Here is an 18,054-nt window from a genome sequence, read left to right on the forward strand (position 1 = left end):
CGGGATCGACGCGGCCGCGATCCGCCGGGTCTGGCCGGACCTGCTGGCCGCCATCCGCAAGACGAGCCGCAGCACCGAAGCGATGATGATCAACGCGACGGTGCAGAGCGTCGAGGGTTCGACCGTCGTGCTGGCGCACAGCGCAGAGCCCCTCGCGCGGCGGTTGTCGGAGCCGCGCAACGCTGACTTCATCGCCGGCGCGCTGCACGAGGTGCTCGGCGGAACGTGGCAGGTGCGGTGCGTGCACGGCGGTGGCGGCGGAGGAGGTTCTGCCCGCCGCGACGGCGGCCCGAGCCCGCGCCCGAACCCGCCCACGCGGGAGGCCCCGCAGCAGCAACAGCGAACCTTCCAGCGCCCGACGCCGGCGGCCGCCCCGGCCCCACCGCCCGAGCCCGCGCCGAGGGCGCCGCAGCCGCCCCCGGAGCCCGCGGACGACATCCCCCTCCCGCCCGAGCCGGAGGACGAGGAATCGATGATGGCCGAAACTGGCGGCCCGGTGCCGGACATCGCGCCCGCACCGCAGAACGACCCGGAGGAACAGGCGCGCCGCCTGCTGGCCGAACACCTAGGCGCACAGCCGATCGACTGACCCCCGCGGCGGGCGGCCGGGCGCTGGCGGCCACGGAGTGGGCAACACTGCGCGGTGGCTGCGGAGGCGGCACCCGGCGGGGGCTGGTGCTGCGGGAGTGGCTTCACGGTGCGCGGTGGCTGCGTGAAGGGCTGCGGGGGCCGCACTCGGTGTGGCCTGGCGGCCACGGGAGCGGGCCAACGCGGTGTGCTGTGCGACGGCGGCTTGCCTGAGCCGGTGGCCCCCACGGAGTGGGGCTGCGCGAAGCGCCGCGGACTCCGCGCGTGGCGCCGCTTCCGCGGCAGGGGGCCAACGGCGTGGGGCTGGTGGGCGCGGGAGCGGGCCAGTGCTGCGCGGTGGGCAGGCTGGCTTGCCGGGCTGGAATTGCTGGCCCCACGAAGTGGGGAAGGCGGCGGGAGCCGCGCGTGGCGTGGGATAGAGGCTGCGGATGCGGGCCGGAGCCGCTGGCCCCACGGAGTGCGGCATGCCCTGGAACGAGCCAAACCCGCCCAGGGATCAGAAACCCGCGTGCTCCCGCAAGAAAGCCACCACGCCGGAAGCGATCGCCGCGGCGTAGCGGGCTCGTCCGTCCACACTGGACATCGCCGCGGCCTCCGCGGCATTTCGCATGTTCCCGCACTCCACCAGGACCGCGGGGCGTTCCGACAGGTTCAACCCGGCCAGATCATCCCGCGGGGCCAAGCCGTCGGACCCCAGGTAGTTGGACAACGGGAAACCCCCGGCGAGCAAACCCGACCGCACCGCCTCGGCCAGCTCCACCGACGGCGCGCCCTGCGCCGCGTTCAGTGGGGGTGCCGAGTACGCCACGTGGAAGCCCCGGGCGCCCGCCGACGTCGCGCCGTCCGCGTGGATCGACACCACCGCCGCCGCGCCGGCTCGGTTTCCGATCGCCGCCCGCTCGTTCACGCACGGGCCCACCCCGGTGTCGTCGGCGCGCGTGTAGACCACCCGCACCCCCTGCGCCTCCAACAGCGAACCCACCCGCTGCGCCACGTCCCAGTTGAACGCGTGCTCCGCGTACCCCCGGTCGGTCGCGGTGCCCGTCGTGTTGCACGGTTTCGTCTCGCCGCGTCCGGCGGGCACCGGGGCGTTGATCACGTCCGGCCGCCGCGCGTTGCCGCCGTTGTGCCCGGGGTCCAGCACCACCGTCACCGGCTCCCGCGCGACCGACGAGGCCACCGACGACGACGCCGGTGCGGGGACCGAAGACACCCGCGCCGCCGCGGACGGAACGGGCGGTGGCGGCGCGGGCGACGAGCACCCCGCGACCAGCAGCACCCCGCTCAGCACCAACCCCACGAGACTGCGCACGGCGAACACGGTGCCACAGCCGACCGAGCTACGCTGGGACCCACAGGACAGCACGACGAAACGGGGATCATGGTGCAACCCGGCGGTGGAATGCCCGACATGCAGGCCATCCTGCAGCAGGCGCAGCAGATGCAGCAGCAGCTCGTCGCCGCGCAGGAGGAGCTCGCCCGCACCGAGGTGACCGGCACCTCCGGCGGTGGCCTGGTCAAGGCGACCGTCACCGGCGGCATGGAGCTGAAGTCCCTGCAGATCGACCCGAAGGCGGTCGACCCTGACGACACCGAGACGCTCGCCGACCTGGTGGTCGCCGCGGTGCGGGACGCGATGAGCAGCGCCCAGAAGCTCACCGAGGAGAAGCTCGGCCCGGTCGCCGGCGCCCTCGGCGGTGGCGGCGGCATGCCCGACCTCGGCGGACTCGGTCTGCCCGGCCTGAAGTAGCGGGCCCCGTTGTACGAAGGCGTAGTCCAGGACCTGATCGACGAGCTGGGACACCTGCCCGGCATCGGTCCGAAGAGCGCGCAGCGGATCGCGTTCCACCTGCTCGCCGCCGACCCGGCCGACATCGCCCGGCTGCAGGACGTGCTCGGCAAGGTCCGCGAGGGCGTGCAGTTCTGCGAGATCTGCGGCAACGTCTCCGAACAGCAGCAGTGCCGCATCTGCCGGGACGCCCGGCGTGACACGTCGCTGATCTGCGTGGTCGAGGAACCCAAGGACGTGCTCGCCGTCGAGCGCACCCGCGAGTTCAAGGGCCGCTACCACGTGCTGGGCGGCGCGCTCGACCCGCTGTCCGGCATCGGCCCGGACCAGCTGCGCATCCGCGAGCTGCTGGCCAGGCTCGGCGCGGAACAGGTCACCGAGGTGATCATCGCGACCGACCCGAACACCGAGGGCGAGGCCACCGCGACCTATCTGGTGCGGATGCTGCGGGACTTCCCCGGCCTGACCGTCACCCGGCTCGCGTCCGGTCTGCCGATGGGCGGCGACCTCGAGTTCGCCGACGAGCTCACCCTCGGCCGCGCCCTCTCCGGCCGCCGCGCCCTTTGACACTGGCCGACGACGTGCTGGCCGGCCCGCCCCGCTGCGGGCGGGTCCGGCTGGTCGCCGTCGACGGCCCGTCCGGCGCGGGCAAGACCACCTTCGCGGCGCGACTCGCCGCCGACTTCCGGGCACGCGGCGCGGCGACCGCGGTCGTCGCCACCGACCACTACGCGACGTGGGACGACCCGGTCGCCTGGTGGCCGCGGCTCGTCTCCGAGGTCCTCGACCCACTCGCCGCGGGCCGTCCCGCCGTCTACCGCCCGCTGGACTGGACCACCGGTGAGCCGCGGCCGGGGCCCGTCCGCACGGTTCACCCGGTCGACGTAGTCGTCCTCGAAGGGGTGTCCTCCGGCCGCGCCTCGATCCGGCCCCGGTTGTCCGCGCTGTGCTGGGTCGCGGGCCCGGACGCCGAAACTCGGCTCGAACGGGCAGTGTCGAGGGACGGCGAGGGCATTCGAGGCCCGCTGACCGCGTGGCAGCGGTTCGAATGTGGTTGGTTCGCCGTTGACCTTACCCACCAGTACGTACACCCGAACGGCCTAGTACTTTCATCCGAACTTACGCAGGGTGAGCACTGAACGTAACCCCGTAAGCCAAATGTGTTCGCACGTCCGGTTTGACGTAGCGCGATCGTAACCTCACGCGCTTAACGAATTCCCAACATGCGGACTAGGGTCGTCGATCACGTACCCGAACTTTCTCCTAGGAGTGCCACCATGCTCCCAACGCGGGCAGTTGGGTTGCGCCGCATCGCCCTGATCGGGCTTGCCGGCGCCCTCGCGGTCACGACGGCCGCTTGCGCTTCCGAGCGCGGCTCGGGCGACAGCGCCAGCGACACCTTCATCTTCGGCGCGGCCGGTGCCCCGAAGAACTTCGATCCGATCTTCAACGACGACGGCGAAAGCTTCCGCCCCGCCCGCCAGATGTTCGACACCCTGGTCACCTACAAGCCGGGCACCACCGAACTGGAGGGCGGCCTGGCCACGGCGTGGACGCCGAGCAACGGCAACACCACCTGGACCTTCACGCTGCGGCAGGGCGTCAAGTTCCACGACGGCACCCCGTTCAACGCCGCGGCGGTCTGCTTCAACTTCGACCGCTGGTACAACATGAAGGGCGCCGCCGCCCAGAGCCAGATGATCTACTACGGCGACGTCTTCGAGGGCTTCGCGCAGAACGAAGGCGACATCAGCGGCGACCCGGTCTACAAGAGCTGCGAGGCCAAGGACGAGCACACCGCCGTCCTCAACCTCAACAAGGCCAAGGGCGCCTTCCCGGACGCGTTCGGCCTGACCTCGCTGTCCATGTCGAGCCCGGACGCGCTGAAGAAGTACGACGCCGACAACGTGACCCAGAGCGGTGAGGCGTTCACCTACCCGGCCTACGCCACGGACCACCCGACGGGTACCGGACCGTACAAGTTCGAGAGCTTCGACAAGGCCAACAACACGATCACCCTGGTCCGCAACGAGGACTACTGGGGCGAGAAGGCCAAGACGGCCAGGCTGATCTTCAAGATCATCCCGGACGAGAACGCCCGCAAGCAGGAGCTGGCCGCGGGCACCATCGACGGCTACGACTTCCCGAGCCCGGCGGACTACAACTCGCTCAAGCAGGCAGGCGACCAGGTCCTGATCCGGCCCGCCTTCAACATCCTGTACCTGGGCATCAACCAGAAGAACAACCCGAAGCTGCAGGACGTGCGGGTCCGCAAGGCGATCGAGTTCGCGATCAACAAGGACCAGCTGGTCAAGAACCGGATGCCGTCCGGCGCCTACCCGCAGGACCAGTTCCTGCCGAACAACGTGCCCGGCTACACCCCCGCGGTGGAGAAGCACAGCTACAACGCCGACACCGCCCGGCAGCTGCTGGCCGAGGCCGGCGCGACCGACCTGACGCTGAACTTCTACGTCCCGACCGAGGTCACCCGGCCCTACATGCCGAACCCGGTGGACATCGCCGCCGCGATCACCGACGACCTGAAGGCCGTCGGCATCAAGGTCAACGTGGTCCAGGAGCCGTGGAACGGCGGGTACAAGGACTCCGTGCAGAAGGCGGGCAAGCACGACCTGCACCTGCTCGGCTGGACCGGTGACTACGCCGACCCGGGCAACTTCGTCGGCACGTTCTTCGGGCGCACCAAGCCGGAGTTCGGCTTCGACAACCCGCAGATCTTCGACGCGCTGTCCAACGCCGACGCCCAGACGACGCCGGAGACCAAGAAGTCGGCCTACGAGAGCGCCAGCGTGCTGATCTCGCAGTACGTCCCGGCGGTCCCGATCTCGTCGTCGCCGCCGGGGATCGTGGTGCGGTCCGATGTCCAGGGCCTGATCCCGACCCCGCTGACCGACGAGCGCTTCTACACGGTCACCAAGGGCTGAGTTCCGCCACCGAGGGCGGGGAAGCGCGCCCGGCGCGCTTTCCCGCTTCGGTGCGGTCTCCGAGGCACTCACATGCTCCGATTCCTCACGCGTCGGCTGCTGCAAGCGATCCCGACGCTCCTCGTGCTCTCCATCCTGGTCTTCGCCTGGCTCCGCCTGCTGCCCGGTGGCCCCGCCACCGCGCTGCTCGGCGACAAGGCGACGCCGGAGAAGATCGCGTCCCTGAACAGCGTGCTCGGACTGGATCAACCGATCTTCGTCCAGTACTTCAAGTTCCTCGGCCGCGTCGTCACCGGTGACTTCGGCTCGTCCCTGATCAGCGGCGACACCGTGCTCGCCGAGATCGGGCGCGCCTTCCCCGCCACCATCGAACTCGCGCTCGCGGCGCTGGTCCTCGCGGTCGGTTTCGGCATCCCGATGGGGTACCTCGCCGCCCGCTACCGGGGCCGGTTCCTCGACAACGCCACCGTGCTGACCACCCTGGTCGGCGTCGCGGTGCCGGTGTTCTTCTTCGGCGTGCTGCTCAAGTACGTGTTCGCGCAGAAGCTGGGCATCCTGCCGCCGTCGGGGCGCCAGGACGTGACCATCGACGCCACGCACATCACCGGCTTCTTCACCCTGGACGGCCTGCTCACCGGTGAGCTGGACGCGACGTGGGACGCGATCAAGCACCTGATCCTGCCCTCGATCGCGCTGGCCAGCATCCCGTTCGCGGTGATCGTGCGGATCACCCGCGCCTCGGTGCTGGACGTGCAGCAGGAGGACTTCGTGCGCACCGCGGAGTCCAAGGGCCTGACCACGACGACGATCCGCCAGCGGCACGTGCTGCGCAACGCGCTGCTGCCGGTGTCGACGACGATCGGCCTGCAGACCGGTCTGCTGCTCGCCGGGGCCGTGCTCACCGAGAAGGTGTTCAACTGGAACGGGCTCGGATCCCTGCTCGCGCAGGGGATCGAGCGCCGCGACTACCCGCGGCTCCAGGCGTTGCTGCTGCTGGCCGCGCTGGTGTACGTCGTCGTCAACATCCTGGTGGACATCTCCTACGCCATCATCGATCCGAGGGTGCGGGTGCGATGACCTCCATGTTGCGGCGCAAGGCCGAACGCATCGACGACCTGGCGGAGGCCGGTGGCACCAGCCTCGCCGCGGACGCGGTCCGGCGGATGCTGCGGAACCCGGTGGCGATCACCGGCGCGGTCATCACGGTCCTGTTCGTGCTGCTGGCGATCCTGGCCCCGTTCCTGGCGCCGAAGAACCCCTACATCCCCTACGACGAGCTGCGCGTGAACCTGCGGCCGGACTTCATCCCCGGCCCGATGGACGGGTTCGTGCTCGGCAGCGACCACCGCGGGTACGACTTCTTCTCCCGCCTGCTGGTCGGCGCGCAGCAGACACTGATCGTCGGTGTCGTCGCCACCTTGATCGGGCTGGCGGTCGGCATGGTCATCGGCGGTCTGGCCGGCGCGCTGGGCGGCTGGGTGGACACGCTGCTGATGCGGTTCACCGACATCCTGCTCGCGATTCCCTCGCTGCTGCTGGCGATCTCGGTGGCCGCGCTGTTCTCGCAAGGGACACAGTGGACGGTCATCATCGCGGTCGCGGTGGTGAGCGTGCCGATCTTCGCCCGGCTGCTGCGCGGCGCGATGCTCTCGCAGAGATCGAGCGACCACGTGCTGGCGGCGACCGCGCTGGGCGTGCGGCGCAGCACGATCGTGTTCCGGCACATGCTGCCGAACTCGCTCGGGCCGGTGGTCGTGCAGGCGACGCTGACGCTGGCGACGTCGATCATCGACGTTGCGGCGCTGTCGTTCCTCGGCCTCGGCGACAACGATCCCAGCCGCGCCGAGTGGGGGCTGATGCTGGCACAGGCCCAGACCCTGCTGGACGTCAAGCCGAGCCTGGCGTTCTACCCGGCCATCGCGATCGTCGTGGTGGCGCTGGGGTTCACGCTGCTCGGCGAGTCGCTGCGCGAGGCGCTCGACCCGAAGAACAGGCGGTAGCGCGTTGAGTCTCCTGCAAGTACGCGACCTGTCGGTCGTCTTCTCCCGCAAGGGAACCCGCCCGTTCACCGCGGTGGACGGGGTCAGTTTCGACGTCGAGCCGGGTCGCACGGTCGGCCTGGTCGGCGAGTCCGGCAGCGGCAAGTCGGTGACCGCGCTCGCGATCATGGGCCTGCTGCCCAAGCGCGGCGCGAAAGTCACCGGCCAGGTGATGTTCGAGGACACCGACCTGCTGCGGCTGTCCGACAAGCAGCTGCGCGACCGGCGCGGCCGCGACCTGGGCATGGTGTTCCAGGACCCGCTGTCCTCGCTGAACCCGGTGATCCCGATCGGCCTGCAGATCACCGAGGTGCTGGAACGGCACCGGAAGATGGACCGCAAGCAGGCGACGGTCGAGGCGGCGGACCTGCTCGACCGCGTCGGCATCCCGGACCCGAACCGGCGGTTGTCGGAGTACCCGCACCAGCTCTCCGGCGGCATGCGGCAGCGCGCGCTCATCGCGATCGCGCTGGCCTGCCGTCCGCGGCTGCTGATCGCGGACGAGCCGACCACCGCGCTGGACGTGACGATCCAGGCGCAGATCCTGGCGCTGCTGTCCGAGCTGGTGCGCGACACCGGCACCGCGCTGATCATGATCACGCACGACCTGGGCGTGGTCGCCGGGCTGTGCGACGAGGTCAACGTCATGTACGGCGGCCGGGTGGTCGAGCGGGCGGAGCGGCACGCGTTGTTCGCCTCCGCCCGGCACCCGTACACGCACGGGCTGCTGGCCTCGATCCCGCGGCTGGACGCGCCGCGCGGGGAGAAGCTGGTGCCGATCAAGGGGTCGGTCGCCGACAACATCCCCTGGTCGCAGGGGTGTGCGTTCGCGCCCCGCTGCCCGAACGCGCTGGACCTGTGCCGGGAGGTCACGCCGGAACTCGAACCCGATTCGAACGGCATGCTGCGGTGCCACAATCCGGTGGGCCGTCCGGTCGCGGCAGGCGAGGGGGTGCGCTGATGTCGGAACCGCTGGTGCGCGTGGAAGGCCTGCAGGTGCACTTCCCGATCAAGCGCGGGCTCGTGCTGGACCGCACGGTCGGGCACGTCTACGCGGTGGACGGGGTGGATCTGGAGATCCAGCGCGGCGAGACGTACGGCCTGGTCGGCGAGTCCGGCTGCGGCAAGACGACGCTGGGCCGCAGCCTGCTGCGGCTGGTGGAGCCGACCGGTGGCCGCGCGGTGTTCGACGGCACCGACCTGTCGACGCTCAAGGGCGAGTCGCTGCGGAAGATGCGGCGGCGGATGCAGATGGTGTTCCAGGACCCGCTGTCCAGCCTCGACCCGCGGCAGTCGGTGGAGTCGATCCTCATCGAGGGCATGCGGGCGCACGGCCTGGACAAGGACCGGGAGAGCACGCGCAAGCGTTTGCGTGAGCTGCTGAACGCCGTCGGTCTGCCGGAGAGCTCGCTGCGGAAGTACCCGCACGAGTTCTCCGGCGGGCAGCGCCAGCGCATCGGCATCGCGCGGGCGCTGGCCGTCGAGCCGGACCTGATCGTCGCCGACGAGCCGGTGTCCGCGCTGGACGTGTCCGTGCAGGCGCAGGTGATCAACCTGCTCGAGGAGCTGCAGGACTCGCTGGGCCTGACCTACCTGGTGATCGCCCACGACCTGGCGGTCGTCCGGCACATCTCCGACCGCATCGGCGTGATGTACCTCGGCTCGCTGGTCGAGGAGACCGACTCGGAGTCGCTCTACGCCGAGCCGCTGCACCCGTACACGCGGGCGCTGCTGTCGGCGATCCCGGTGCCGGACCCGGTGGTCGAGGACAGCCGCGAGCAGATCCTGCTCGCCGGCGACCTGCCCTCGCCCGCCAATCCGCCGTCGGGCTGCCGGTTCCACACCCGGTGCCCGTGGCGGCAGGAGACCAAGTGCGACACCGAGCGGCCCGCGCTGCGGGAGCTCGCCGCCGGGCACCGGGTCGCCTGCCACTGGGCGGAGGACATCCAGGCCGGCCGGATCACGCCGCACGAGGTGAAACCGGAATTGGTGACCGCGCAGTTGTCACCCGATGCGGGAATTCCGCAGGCCGCTTCGGTGGCCGAAATGCTGGAGCCCTGACGCGGGTACCCTGACGGAGAATTCGCCGGGGTATCCGAAGGGGCTTTCACCGTGCACATCGACGCGTGGCTGGAGACCATCCCGCCGCTCCTGGTCTACCTCACGGTCGGCGTGGTGATCGGCGCGGAGAGCCTCGGGATCCCGTTGCCGGGAGAGATCGTGCTGGTCAGCGCGGCTCTCCTGGCATCGCACCACGACGGGCTGAACCCCTGGCTGATCGGCGCCGTCGCCGCGGGCGGCGCCATCGCCGGGGACAGCATCGGTTACCTGATCGGGCGGAAGGGCGGGCGGCGCCTGTTCGACTGGGCCGGGCGGAAATTCCCCAAGCATTTCGGGCCGGCGCATGTCGCGGCCGCCGAGCGAATGTTCCGGAAACGCGGGGTTTGGGCGGTTTTCTTCGGCCGCTTTGTCGCGATTCTGCGCATTCTGTGCGGCCCGCTCGCCGGGTCGCTGCACATGCACTACCCGCGGTTCCTGTTCGCCAACGCGCTCGGCGGCATCGTCTGGGCGGGCGGCACGACGGCGCTGGTGTACTCGCTCGGCGTGGTCGCGGAGAAGTGGCTGTCCCGGTTCTCCTACGTCGCGCTGGCGGTCGCCGTCGTGGTGGGCGTGGTGGTCAGCCTCGTCGTCAAGAAGCGGATGGGCCGCCGTCACGAGGAGACGAGTTCGGGCAGCGCGCCCGCCGAGCGCTGACGCCTCGGCAGCGAGCCGTACAGCACCCCGGCCACCACGACCAGGCCGGCCAGCACCTCGACCAGCGCCGGGGTCTCGCCGAGCACGAAGAACGCCGCGGACATCCCGACCACCGGCACGAGCAACGAGAACGGCGCGACCACGTTGGCCGGGTTGCGGCGCATCAGCACGGTCCAGATGCTCGACCCGAGGACCGTGCCGATCAGCACGACGTAGGCGAACCCGGCCAGGCCGAGCAGGCCTTCGCCGGTGCCCAGCGTGACCAGCGACTGCCACTGCACGGCCGGGCCTTCGAAGATCGTGGACAACGCGAACATCGGGATCGGCGGGACCACCGACATCCACAGCGTGAAGTGGATCGGGTTGTCCGGCCTGGCCTGACGCGAGCAGAGGTTGCCCGCGGCCCAGCACAGCGCGCCGAGCAGGGTGAGCAAGACCGGCAGCAGCACGGCGTTCTCCGCGCGGTGCCAGGCGATCACGCCCATCCCGGCCACCGCGGCCAGTATCCCGGTCAGCTGCCGCGCGGACAGCGGTTCACGCAGGAAGATCCCGCCGAGCAGGACCGTGAACGGCGCGGACGCCTGCAGCACCAGCGACGCGAGGCCGGTCGGCATGCCGTGGGTCAGCGCGAGGAACAGGAACGCGAACTGGCCGGTGCCGAATCCGAGCCCGAACCCGATCAGCCAGCGCAGCTTCACCTTCGGGCGTGGGATGAACAGGATCGTCGGGACCGCGATCACGGCGAAGCGCAGCGCCGCCGCGAACAGCGGCGGGAAGTGCTCGAGCATCGGGTGCATCGCGATGAAGTTGAGGCCCCACAGGACGACGACGAACAGGGCGAGGAAGCGGTCGCGGGTCGGCACTCCTTTAGCGTGCCTGCCGCAACTATGAAGAACAATCGAGATTGTTTGCATCTACTGTGTAGCGTTGCTTCATGGACGTCGGTCGGTTGCGGGTGCTGCGTGAGTTCGCGGACCGCGGGAGCGTGACGGCGGCGGCGAAAGCGCTGCACTGCACGCCGTCGGCGGTGTCGCAGCAGCTCCGGGCGTTGCAGGCGGAGGTCGGGCTGGTGCTGACCGAACCGGCGGGGCGGGGGTTGCGGCTCACCGACGCCGGGCGGGCGCTGGTGGTGCGGGCGGACGAGGTGATCGCCGCGGTGGACCGGGCCGAGGCCGAGCTGGACGTGTTCCGCAGCCTGCCGCGCGGGCGGGTGCGGGTGGCGATCTTCCCGTCCGCGGCGCTGATGCTGCTGCCCGGGCTGCTGCACCGGTTCGCCGAGGTCGAGGGCCTGGAGGTCGAGGTGCGCGACGTCGACATGACGCCGGCGGAGGTGCCCGGGCTGGTCGCCGACTTCGACATCGTGGTCACCCACCGGGACGAGCACGCCGAGCCGTTCCCGCCGGACCGGCTCGACGTGGTGCCGCTGCTGCGCGAGCCGCTGGACGTCGCGCTGCCGCTGGGCCACCGCCTCGCGCGCCGCCGCCGGGTCGACCTCACCGAGCTGGCCGGGGAGCAGTGGATCTCGGTGGACGTCGGCTTCCCGGTCGACGACGTGCTGCGCTCGCTGGCGGTGCGGACCGGTGTGCGGCCGCAGATCAAGCAGCGGATCAACGACTTCCGGATCATCGAGGCGCTGGTCGCCGGCGGGCACGGCATCGCGTTGCTGCCGCGGTACACGCTGGCCGGCACGTGGTCGCGCCGCATCGTGCGGCGCCCGCTGGCAGGCATCCGCGCGGCGAGGCTCATCGAAGCCGTCCTGCGCACCGGGGCCGGCACCAGACCGCCGGTGGCCACCGTGCTGGAGCTGCTGCACGCCGAAGCCGCCGCGGTGACGAAGCAGCCCTAGGAGTGCCACCGGGTCACCCATTGGCGGCGGCGATCGTGGTGGAACCTGCTGCAAGCTGGGCCCCGCGGTGACCAAGCAGCCCCAGCCCGGCGCGGTGGCGCAGATCGGCTGGGAGTGCTGCCGGGTCACGCACTTGGCGGCGGCGTCGGCGACCGTGGTGGACCCGCTGCACGGCGGGGCCGCCCGGTGACGAAGCAGCCCTAGCCCGGCGCGACGGCGCCGATCGCGGCCAGGGGCCCCGCCCGGCCCCCCATGGTGCGGGTGGCTCACGCCGGCGCGACGGCGCCGACCGGCTCGTAGAAGACCCCGTCCGGCGAGGCGGAGGCGGCCCACTCCTCGACGACCACGACCTCACCTTCCCCGGCACCGGCAGCGACGCGAACCAGCCCCGGTTCGGTCCGGAGGCGTGCGAGTTCCCGCTCGGCCAGCGCGCGGACGTCCGTGCCCGGCAGCCGTCGGGTCACCCACTTGGCGGCGGGTGCGTCGGCGATCGTGACCGCGCCGATCACCTCCGTCAGCGCCCGGTCCCGCTCGATGCCGGGCACCTTGTCGTCGACCGAGGCCCTCGGGCTCGCAGCCACGTGCCGAACGTAGTGCTCCCGTGCGGCGGCGCTGGTCCACAGGGACTGGAGGAACACCAGCGGCTCCGACGGCGACCGCAGCACGGAGAACCGGAGCAGGCCGTCCGCGCGGGGCATCGCCGCCAGCGCCGCGCGCGCGGCTTCGTCGGCGGCCGCCGCGCTCGGCAGCCGCCACCAGCTGTCGATGCGGGCCGCGGCGTCCTCGTGGTGAGTGGCGACCGGCGCCGGCCGCATCGCTGTCAAGTGATCTGCCATGACCCCACCCTGCGAGTTCAACCACTGTTGAAGGCAAGCCCACCGTCGCGGCAGAGTGGGTGACGTGTTGGACAGCGGGAACCTGACGGTCGGCGAGGTCGCGGGCGAAGCGGGCGTCGCCCCTTCGGCGGTGCGGTTTTACGAGCGGTACGGCGTTGTCGAGGCCGGGCGGAGCGGGATCAACCACCGCGTCTTCGACCGGTCGGCGGCGTGCCGGATCAAGGTGGCCAAGCTGGCGCAGGGCGTCGGCCTGACCGTGCGGGAGATCGCGGACCTCTTCGCCGATCTGCCGCCCGACCCCGGCCCCGAGGACTGGGCGGAGATCGCGCGACGGCTGGTGACCGAGGCCGAGCGCCGGGTCACCGAGTTGCGCGGCTACCTCGCCGAGATCGCCTCAGGCGACCGGCTCTGCGAAGCGGGCCGGCTCCGCGACTGACGCTGTGGCGGGCATCACTGTCACATCCACGGCACGGCCGGTGCCTCGTGTTCGAGCAAGTTCCCCACACGAGGAGGAAGCCGTGGAAACCCGATTCGACATGATGTCCAACGAGCTCGGCGCCAAGCTCGCCAAGCGGTTCGCGAACGTCGCCGCCGTGCTGCACACCTCCGCCCTGCCGCAGTCCACACAGGAACTGGTGTCGTTGCGCGCCAGCCAGATCAACGGGTGCGCCCCGTGCGTCGACATGCACACCAAGGAGGCCGCGGCCGCCGGGGAGAGCGCGGTGCGGCTCAACCTGGTCGCGGTCTGGCGCGAGGCCACGGTGTTCACCGACGCCGAGCGGGCGGCGCTGGCGCTCGCCGAGGAGGGCACCCGCCTGGCCGACGCGCACCAGGGCGTGTCGGACGAGACGTGGGCCCAGGTGCGCAAGCACTACGACGACGACCAGACCGCCGCGCTGGTCACCCTGGTCGCGATGATCAACGCCGCCAACCGGCTGAACGTGATCGTCCGCAACCAGGGCGGCTCCTACCAGCCCGGCATGTTCGCCGCCGCGGTCGCGAACTGACGTGAAAAAGGCCGGCCGCACACCAGCGGCCGGCCTTCTCCAGCGATCAGCGGTGCGCGCGGTTCACCGCGGACACGACCGCCCGCAGCGAAGCCGTCACGATGGACGGGTCGATGCCGATGCCCCAGAACACCTTGTCGCCGATGGCGCACTCGATGTAGGACGCGGCCTTGGCGTCGTCGCCGGGGGTGAGGGTGTGTTCGCTGTAGTCCAGCAGCCGCAGGTCGTAACCCACGGTGGACAGCGCGTCGAAGAACGCGGCGATCGGGCCGTTGCCGGAGCCGGTGATCTCCTGCTCTTCGCCGTCCACCCGCACGGTGGCGCGCAGCTGGTAGTCGCCGTTCGCGGTGACGTGCTGGTTGATCAGCTGCAGCGGCGTCTGCGGCTCCAGGTACTCCTTCGCGAACGCGTCCCACATCGTGCGCGGGTCGACCTCGCCGCCCTCGCTGTCCGTGTAGCGCTGGATGACCTGCGAGAACTCGATCTGCAGCCGTCGCGGCAGGTCGAGCTGGTGCTCGGTCTTCATGATGTAGGCGACGCCGCCCTTGCCCGACTGCGAGTTGACCCGGATGACGGCCTCGTAGCTGCGGCCGACGTCCTTCGGGTCGATGGGCAGGTAGGGCACCTCCCACGGGAACTCGTCCACCGGTACGCCGGCCTTCTCGGCGGCGCGGTGCAGCGCGTCGAAGCCCTTGTTGATCGCGTCCTGGTGGCTGCCGGAGAACGCGGTGAACACCAGGTCGCCGCCCCACGGGGTGCGCTCGTGCACCGGCAGCTGGTTGCAGTACTCGACGGTGCGCTTGATCTCGTCGATGTCGGAGAAGTCGATCTGCGGGTCGATGCCCTGGCTGAACATGTTCATGCCCAGCGCGACCAGGTCGACGTTGCCGGTGCGCTCGCCGTTGCCGAACAGGCAGCCCTCGATGCGGTCCGCGCCGGCCTGGTAGCCCAGCTCGGCGGCGGCGATGCCGGTGCCGCGGTCGTTGTGCGGGTGCAGCGACAGGATCACCGAGTCGCGGCGGTCCAGGTTGCGGCCCATCCACTCGATCGAGTCGGCGTAGACGTTCGGCGTGGCCATCTCCACCGTCGCCGGCAGGTTCAGGATGACCGGCCGCTCCGGGGTGGGCTGCCAGATGTCGGTGACCGCGTTGCACACCTCGGCGGCGTAGGAGAGCTCGGTGCCGGTGTAGGACTCCGGCGAGTACTGGAAGCGGAAGTCGGTGTCGGAGTACTTCTGCGCGTACTCGACCACCAGGTCGGCGGCCTGCAGCGCGATCTTCTTGATGCCCTCGCGCTCCTCGCGGAACACCACGCGGCGCTGCAGGATCGACGTGGAGTTGTAGATGTGCACGATCGCCTGCGGCGCGCCCTCCAGCGACTGGAAGGTGCGCTCGATCAGCTCGGGGCGGCACTGGGTCAGCACCTGGATGCGCACGTCGTCCGGGATCGCGCCGTCCTCGATGATCTCGCGGACGAAGTCGAAGTCGGTCTGGCTCGCGGCCGGGAAGCCGACCTCGATCTCCTTGTAGCCCATGCGCACGAGCAGCTCGAAGAACTTGCGCTTGCGGGCGGGCGACATCGGGTCGATCAGGGCCTGGTTGCCGTCCCGCAGGTCGACGGCGCACCACAGCGGCGCGCGCTCGATGCGCTTGTCCGGCCAGGTGCGGTCGGGCAGTTCGATGTTCTCCACCAGCTTGTACCAGGGCTGGTAGCGGTGCACCGGCATCGAGCTGCCGCGCTGCGGGTTCCACGCGGGCTGGTCGGCGGGGGCGGGACGCGAAGGCTTGCGGATGCGGCTCACGGTGGGATCGGAGCTGGTCATTGCTGGGAAACTCTCCTGCCGGGTTTTCGGGCGACCGGCGGCGTGACGAAGCCCCGCGACGGGGGGCCGGTCAGGATCAGGCCCCGTCGCGGCAGCGAAGCAGGAGAGCACGCGCCACGGATTCACTGTAGCCCGGTCGCGATGATGTTGAAAAGCGACCCGGTCGGTTACTGGCAGGTAGCCAAGGCGGGCGTGGCGTGGGAAACTCGGCGTCATGGCCGAGCACGCCGAGAAGCCCAAGAGCGACGTCGACGAAGACGCCTCGCCGCGACCCAAGCGCCAGGTGCCGTGGGGGCGCGTGAAGGACCAGGCGGTCGGGCTGATCGCCGGGATCGTCCGCTGGGTCGGCCTGATCTTCGCGCTCATCCTGGTGCTGCACGTGATCTTCGTGGTCGGTGGCGCCAACCCGGACAACGGGATCGTTTCGTTCGTGCGCGACTGGTCCGACGGCCTGGCGCTGGGGTTCAAGGACCTGTTCGAGCCCACCGACGAGAAGCTGCGGGTGCTGGTGAACTACGGCATCGCGGCGATCTTCTGGCTGGTGGTCTCGTCCATCGTCACGCGGATCGTCCGGCGCATCGGCGGCGCCACCTCCTGAGCCGGATGGCGCACATCGTCCGCTGGGCAGGCGGGCCGCGTCCGCTGCTGTTCGACCTCGCGGTGGCCGGGTTCTTCACCTGGCTCGCGATCACGAACGTGAGCGCGCCGGTCGCCTGGCCACCCGTCGTCGCGGCCGCCGTGTTCGGCGCGTTGCTGGTGCGGCGCCGGTTCCCGCTGGCCGCGCTGGTGATCGTCGGCGCGGCGCTGGTGGCCGGGGCGAACCTGCTGCCGCTCGTCGTCGCCGTCTACACGCTGGCCTCGCGCCGCGGGCCCGGCCGGCAGACCGCGGCTGGTGGTGCCGTCGCGCTCGCCGCCTTCCTGCTCCCGGCCGGGATCAGGTGGAGCGAGGACTGGCCGTACGTGTTGCTGGGCGCGGGCGTGTTCCTGCTGGTCCCGCTGCTGGCCGGGCTGTGGTGGCACCAGCGGGCCAAGCTGCTCGCGGCCCTGCGCGAGCGCGCGGAGCAGGCCGAGCGGGAGCGCGACCTGCTGACCGAGCGGGCGGTGGTGGCCGAGCGGCGCCGCATCGCGGGCGAGATGCACGACGTGGTGGCCCACCGGGTGAGTGTCATCGCGGTGCAGGCGGGCGCGCTGACGGTGACCTGCGACGGGCAGGCCGCCGCCGCGGCGGAGGTGATCCGGCAGAACAGCACCGCGGCCCTGACCGAGCTGCGCGAGGTGCTCCGCGTGCTGCGTGACGGGGAAGCGGAGGTGCACCCGCCGTCCGGGCTGGACGGTCTGGGCGCGCTGGTCGACGACGCGAGGGCGGCAGGCACCCGCGCCGAGCTGAGCCTGCCCGATCCGCTGCCGGAGGTCGCGATCCCGGTCGGGCGCGCGGCTTACCGGGTGGTGCAGGAGGCGTTGACGAACATCGGCAAGCACGCGCCGGGGGCACGTGCGCGGGTCGCCGTCGCCGTGCGTGGCGCGGAGCTGACCGTCGAGGTCGCCGACGACGGCCCCGGCGACCGCGCGCCCGCGCACGAGCTGCCGAGTTCCGGCTTCGGCCTGGTGGGGATGCGGGAACGGGTCGGCCTCGCCGGCGGTACCGTCCACACGGGCCGGTCCGGGAGCGGTTTCCTGGTGCGGGCCGTGTTTCCGCTGACCGAGGACGAGGAGGCCGGGTGACGGTACGGGTTCTCCTGCTCGACGACGAGGAGCTCGTGCGGGGTGGGCTGCGGCTCATCCTGGAGTCCGACCCGGACATCGAGGTGGTCGCCGAGGCCGGCGACGGGACGGGTGTGGTGGACCTGGTGGCGCGGCACCGCCCCGACGTCGTGCTCACCGACATCCAGATGCCGCGCGTCGACGGGCTCCAGGTGACGGCGAAGGTGACCGCGCTGCCCGGTGCGCCGGTGGTGGTCGTGCTGACCACGTTCGACCTCGACGAGTACGTGCACACCGCGCTGCGCTCGGGTGCGGCCGGGTTCCTGCTCAAGGACATCCCGCCGCGCGAACTGGTGCACGCGGTGCACGTCGTGGCCCGCGGCGAGGCGATGATCTCGCCGAAGGTGACCAAGCGGTTGCTGAGCCACTTCACGCGCGGCAGCGCGGCGGCCCTCGACCGGGTCGGCACCCTCACCGACCGGGAACGCGACGTCGCGCTGGCCGTCGGGCGGGGGCTGAGCAACAGCCGCATCGCGGCCGAGCTGCACCTCAGCGAGTCGACCGTGAAGGTGCACCTCGGCCACGTGATGGCCAAGCTGGGCGCCGGCAACCGGACCCAGGTCGCGATCGCCGTGCACGACGCCGGGCTGCTCTGAAGATCGGCCGAAAGTCGTAGATCGTCTGCACGGTCGTGCGATGCCCGTCGCCTGCCGGTTCCCTAGCGTCGGGG

Annotated in this window: 20 protein-coding genes and 1 pseudogene; 17 read left to right on the top strand and 4 right to left on the bottom strand. The window is 71.1% G+C overall.

All coding sequences use genetic code 11. The features are described 5' to 3' along the window. Nucleotides 1–589, top strand: a pseudogene (locus AMY39116_RS46635) (DNA polymerase III subunit gamma/tau); the annotation flags it as partial. Between the two features lie 495 nt (nt 590–1,084). On the opposite strand, the gene AMY39116_RS0324495 reads toward AMY39116_RS46635, so the two are convergent. Further along, a complete protein-coding gene (locus AMY39116_RS0324495; RefSeq protein WP_020420265.1) occupies nt 1,085–1,909 on the bottom strand; it encodes an N-acetylmuramoyl-L-alanine amidase in 825 nt (274 codons plus the stop codon). Nucleotides 1,910–1,969: 60 nt separating this feature from the next. Between AMY39116_RS0324495 and AMY39116_RS0324500 the strand changes: the two genes are divergently transcribed. The 9 genes from AMY39116_RS0324500 to AMY39116_RS0324540 all read left to right on the top strand — a co-directional run bounded on the left by AMY39116_RS0324500 (nt 1,970) and on the right by AMY39116_RS0324540 (nt 10,112). After that, on the top strand, nt 1,970–2,338 hold the full coding sequence (locus tag AMY39116_RS0324500; RefSeq protein WP_027936203.1) for a YbaB/EbfC family nucleoid-associated protein: 369 nt from the start codon (nt 1,970–1,972) through the stop codon (nt 2,336–2,338). Nucleotides 2,339–2,347: 9 nt separating this feature from the next. Continuing rightward, on the top strand, nt 2,348–2,944 hold the full coding sequence (gene recR, locus AMY39116_RS0324505) for a recombination mediator RecR (RefSeq protein WP_017985548.1): 597 nt from the start codon (nt 2,348–2,350) through the stop codon (nt 2,942–2,944). 14 nt (nt 2,945–2,958) lie between these two features. Beyond that, nucleotides 2,959–3,516, top strand: coding sequence for a uridine kinase (locus AMY39116_RS0324510; protein WP_020420267.1), 558 nt, complete (start codon nt 2,959–2,961; stop codon nt 3,514–3,516). 138 nt (nt 3,517–3,654) lie between these two features. Further along, complete coding sequence (locus AMY39116_RS0324515; RefSeq protein WP_193354386.1) at nt 3,655–5,319, top strand: ABC transporter substrate-binding protein; 1,665 nt, start codon at nt 3,655–3,657, stop codon at nt 5,317–5,319. 72 nt (nt 5,320–5,391) lie between these two features. After that, the gene (locus AMY39116_RS0324520; RefSeq protein ID WP_020420269.1) at nt 5,392–6,396 is read left to right on the top strand and encodes an ABC transporter permease; all 1,005 of its coding nucleotides are present in this window, start codon (nt 5,392–5,394) and stop codon (nt 6,394–6,396) included. Next, nucleotides 6,393–7,319 (top strand): ABC transporter permease, encoded by a 927-nt coding sequence (locus tag AMY39116_RS0324525; protein WP_020420270.1) that lies wholly within the window; start codon nt 6,393–6,395, stop codon nt 7,317–7,319. Before AMY39116_RS0324520 ends, AMY39116_RS0324525 begins: the two co-directional genes overlap by 4 nt. A gap of 4 nt (nt 7,320–7,323) precedes the next feature. After that, complete coding sequence (locus AMY39116_RS0324530; RefSeq protein ID WP_020420271.1) at nt 7,324–8,319, top strand: ABC transporter ATP-binding protein; 996 nt, start codon at nt 7,324–7,326, stop codon at nt 8,317–8,319. Next, a complete protein-coding gene (locus AMY39116_RS0324535) occupies nt 8,319–9,419 on the top strand; it encodes an ABC transporter ATP-binding protein (RefSeq protein ID WP_020420272.1) in 1,101 nt (366 codons plus the stop codon). Before AMY39116_RS0324530 ends, AMY39116_RS0324535 begins: the two co-directional genes overlap by 1 nt. Before the next feature lie 51 nt (nt 9,420–9,470). Next, nucleotides 9,471–10,112, top strand: a complete 642-nt coding sequence (locus AMY39116_RS0324540) for a DedA family protein (RefSeq protein WP_020420273.1) — start codon at nt 9,471–9,473, stop codon at nt 10,110–10,112. On the opposite strand, the gene AMY39116_RS0324545 is transcribed toward AMY39116_RS0324540, so the two are convergent. After that, a complete protein-coding gene (locus AMY39116_RS0324545; protein ID WP_020420274.1) occupies nt 10,070–10,975 on the bottom strand; it encodes an EamA family transporter in 906 nt (301 codons plus the stop codon). The two genes, AMY39116_RS0324540 and AMY39116_RS0324545, sit on opposite strands and share 43 nt — an antisense overlap. A gap of 71 nt (nt 10,976–11,046) precedes the next feature. Here AMY39116_RS0324545 and AMY39116_RS0324550 point away from each other — a divergent pair, with 71 nt between their 5' ends. Together AMY39116_RS0324550 and AMY39116_RS47905 are read left to right on the top strand one after the other, a co-directional pair. Then, nucleotides 11,047–11,958: a LysR family transcriptional regulator gene (locus AMY39116_RS0324550; protein WP_020420275.1), complete on the top strand. Its 912-nt coding sequence runs from the start codon at nt 11,047–11,049 to the stop codon at nt 11,956–11,958. A 67-nt stretch (nt 11,959–12,025) separates the two neighbouring features. Continuing rightward, nucleotides 12,026–12,148, top strand: a complete 123-nt coding sequence (locus AMY39116_RS47905; protein ID WP_020420276.1) for a hypothetical protein — start codon at nt 12,026–12,028, stop codon at nt 12,146–12,148. Nucleotides 12,149–12,224: 76 nt separating this feature from the next. Here the strand turns inward: AMY39116_RS47905 and AMY39116_RS0324560 are convergent, their stop codons facing one another. Beyond that, nucleotides 12,225–12,794, bottom strand: coding sequence for a hypothetical protein (locus AMY39116_RS0324560; protein ID WP_157358681.1), 570 nt, complete (start codon nt 12,792–12,794; stop codon nt 12,225–12,227). A gap of 64 nt (nt 12,795–12,858) precedes the next feature. Between AMY39116_RS0324560 and AMY39116_RS0324565 the strand changes: the two genes are divergently transcribed. Both AMY39116_RS0324565 and AMY39116_RS0324570 read left to right on the top strand, forming a co-directional pair. Continuing rightward, nucleotides 12,859–13,230: a MerR family transcriptional regulator gene (locus AMY39116_RS0324565; protein ID WP_202961459.1), complete on the top strand. Its 372-nt coding sequence runs from the start codon at nt 12,859–12,861 to the stop codon at nt 13,228–13,230. 82 nt (nt 13,231–13,312) lie between these two features. Next, nucleotides 13,313–13,801, top strand: coding sequence for a carboxymuconolactone decarboxylase family protein (locus AMY39116_RS0324570; protein WP_020420279.1), 489 nt, complete (start codon nt 13,313–13,315; stop codon nt 13,799–13,801). A 46-nt stretch (nt 13,802–13,847) separates the two neighbouring features. Here the strand turns inward: AMY39116_RS0324570 and leuA are convergent, their stop codons facing one another. Beyond that, nucleotides 13,848–15,623, bottom strand: a complete 1,776-nt coding sequence (gene leuA / locus AMY39116_RS0324575; RefSeq protein ID WP_020420280.1) for a 2-isopropylmalate synthase — start codon at nt 15,621–15,623, stop codon at nt 13,848–13,850. 214 nt (nt 15,624–15,837) lie between these two features. Between leuA and AMY39116_RS0324580 the strand changes: the two genes are divergently transcribed. The 3 genes from AMY39116_RS0324580 to AMY39116_RS0324590 are packed head-to-tail and all read left to right on the top strand — an operon-like array spanning nt 15,838 to nt 17,980. Continuing rightward, nucleotides 15,838–16,221 (top strand): hypothetical protein, encoded by a 384-nt coding sequence (locus AMY39116_RS0324580; RefSeq protein ID WP_020420281.1) that lies wholly within the window; start codon nt 15,838–15,840, stop codon nt 16,219–16,221. A 5-nt stretch (nt 16,222–16,226) separates the two neighbouring features. Continuing rightward, nucleotides 16,227–17,345, top strand: coding sequence for a sensor histidine kinase (locus AMY39116_RS43540; RefSeq protein ID WP_020420282.1), 1,119 nt, complete (start codon nt 16,227–16,229; stop codon nt 17,343–17,345). Further along, nucleotides 17,342–17,980, top strand: coding sequence for a response regulator transcription factor (locus tag AMY39116_RS0324590; RefSeq protein ID WP_020420283.1), 639 nt, complete (start codon nt 17,342–17,344; stop codon nt 17,978–17,980). The genes AMY39116_RS43540 and AMY39116_RS0324590 overlap by 4 nt, the downstream gene beginning before the upstream one ends. Nucleotides 17,981–18,054 lie beyond the last annotated feature (74 nt).

Source organism: Amycolatopsis sp. ATCC 39116 (assembly GCF_000231075.2).
Lineage (GTDB): Bacteria > Actinomycetota > Actinomycetes > Mycobacteriales > Pseudonocardiaceae > Amycolatopsis_E > Amycolatopsis_E tucumanensis.